Annotated in this window: 1 protein-coding gene; it reads right to left on the reverse strand. The window is 27.8% G+C overall.

Translation table 11 applies throughout. The annotated features are described in order from the left end of the window. Positions 1–431: 431 nt before the first annotated feature. A complete protein-coding gene (locus BA195_RS09610; protein ID WP_068704889.1) occupies positions 432–1,604 on the reverse strand; it encodes a DUF2059 domain-containing protein in 1,173 nt (390 codons plus the stop codon). Positions 1,605–1,925: the final 321 nt, after the last annotated feature.

The following is a 1,925-nucleotide window of genomic DNA, read 5'->3' on the forward strand; positions in this document are numbered from 1 at the left end:
TCATCAAAAAACAGACTCATTAAAATCCAATCTTTTTTAATTCCAATTCTGTAAAATACCTACAGTTATTTGAAAATCAATTGACTATGTCATTATTTTATGCTAACTTCGCCAAACTGTTATACGTTATCAACGTTTTGATAGTGAAACTCTCAACGATGTCAATCGTACAGTTTGAGCCGAAACTTCCTTAAAAGTCTATTTCGTTAGTATTTTAAAAATTGTACTTAATCCTACTTTAATAAGTCCGAAAATGTCTATTTGGAACCCAAAAGGCTGATCATATTAAATACAACGTTTTTGTATATGGTTTGTTGCGTGTTTTAAGCAACTAATTTAGTAAATAATTATCGACCAAGAAAGTCCGCAAGGACTTTCGTAAGTAGGCGAGAAGCCAGCAATAAATTATATACGGTGTTACCACACGTTTTTTATTCGATTGTTAATTCGATTGTTTCATTTGCAAAATTTGAAAATCCTCTTTTTTCTCCTTTTGTTAAATCAACTTCAAGTTTTAATTTCAAATCTTTAATTTTCTCTTTTTTAATTAATTCGTTTGAAAAAATAACTCTAATTTTAGATTCTTCATTTTGCTTAATAGTTTCTTTATTATAACTTAAATAAGCAATTTCTTTGTCTATTTCTATACTGGAAATATGAAAGTCTTTTTTTCCTGTGTTCTTTAAAACAAAAATATATGGTTTAGATAATTCTTGTTTAAGTTTCTTAAATTTTAATGTTCTATCTAAAACCTCATAACTAATTTCTTTTGCAGGTGCATCATATTTAATTCCGAATCGAATTTTATTCCCATTACTTGAATTAATACTCGACAACGAATAACTTTCGCTTTCGGCTAATTCAGCGATTAGAGTAATCTTTAAATCTCTTATTTCTCCGATTTGAAGAGGTTTGTTTCCTAAATCAAATCTTATAACTTCGTTACTTAAAAATTTCGGTTCTTTAAATTCAATTTCTTTATTTGAATTATTTTTTACTCGAATGATTTTGGTAATATCTTCTTTACCATCCGTTTTTCCAAAGTCGATTAATAAATCTCCAATATTATTCTCTTTGTCAATTTTAAGGTCAGTAAGATTTAGTATTTGTAATCCATATTTTGCTTTAAATTCTGTTTTGAATTTTTCTCCTTCTTTAGAACTTGATTCGTTTTTACCTTTATTTTCAATTTCCTCAATTACATAAGAACCTAAATTTTGTGACCACTGCATTAATGGTAAATTTAATTCCTTCATTATAATCGGTTGTTTTTGGATAATTAACTTCCCAGTTTCTGAATTATAAAAAGTTATCAGATTATTAATTTCGTTTTCAGTGTAGTTTTTGGAATAAATTGGAATAAGTAATTGTTTGAGTTCTTCTAAAGACTTTTCACTAACTTTTTTTTCTAATGCTTTCCAATAATTGTCTGAAATTCCGGAATTATTTTGTTTTTGATATTCAATTGTTTGTGTGATTATTTTCTCAATGTTACTCATCGTTCCATCTAATTCTAATAGTTGTTCTATTTTTCCATCAACTTTTTGAGCATTGATTTGGATTGAAAAAAATGTAATTAAAATTATAAATATTGTCTTTTTCATAGGTTTTTTGGCAAATGTGTGGTAACGTACTTGTGTATGGTTTCGTTACGGAAAAGAGCGCAGCAATTTTCCGAACTTAAACCAAAGATAGTAAAAGTGCGAGGATTTTCTGCAAGAAAATCCCCCGTAATGAACTATACACGTTGTTGGCGTTTCGTAGTTTACGTTTCTGCTTTTTTCGGGTTCTATTTTTAGTAGCTAAAATTCTCAAGTATTTTTTTATTCAATATTTAGATTCCGAGTAAATTCTCACGATTTCAATTCCGTATTGTTGCTAAAACTTATTTTTTAATTCCCGAAATATTCTCTCTCTCTTTTCGT

The organism is Tenacibaculum soleae, from assembly GCF_001693415.1.
Taxonomy (GTDB): Bacteria; Bacteroidota; Bacteroidia; order Flavobacteriales; family Flavobacteriaceae; genus Polaribacter; species Polaribacter soleae.

Bases quoted from the DNA above. Each gene is read 5' to 3' on its own strand.
- BA195_RS09610 (WP_068704889.1), bottom strand. From the start codon at position 1,604: ATGAAAAAGACAATATTTATAATTTTAATTACATTTTTTTCAATCCAA.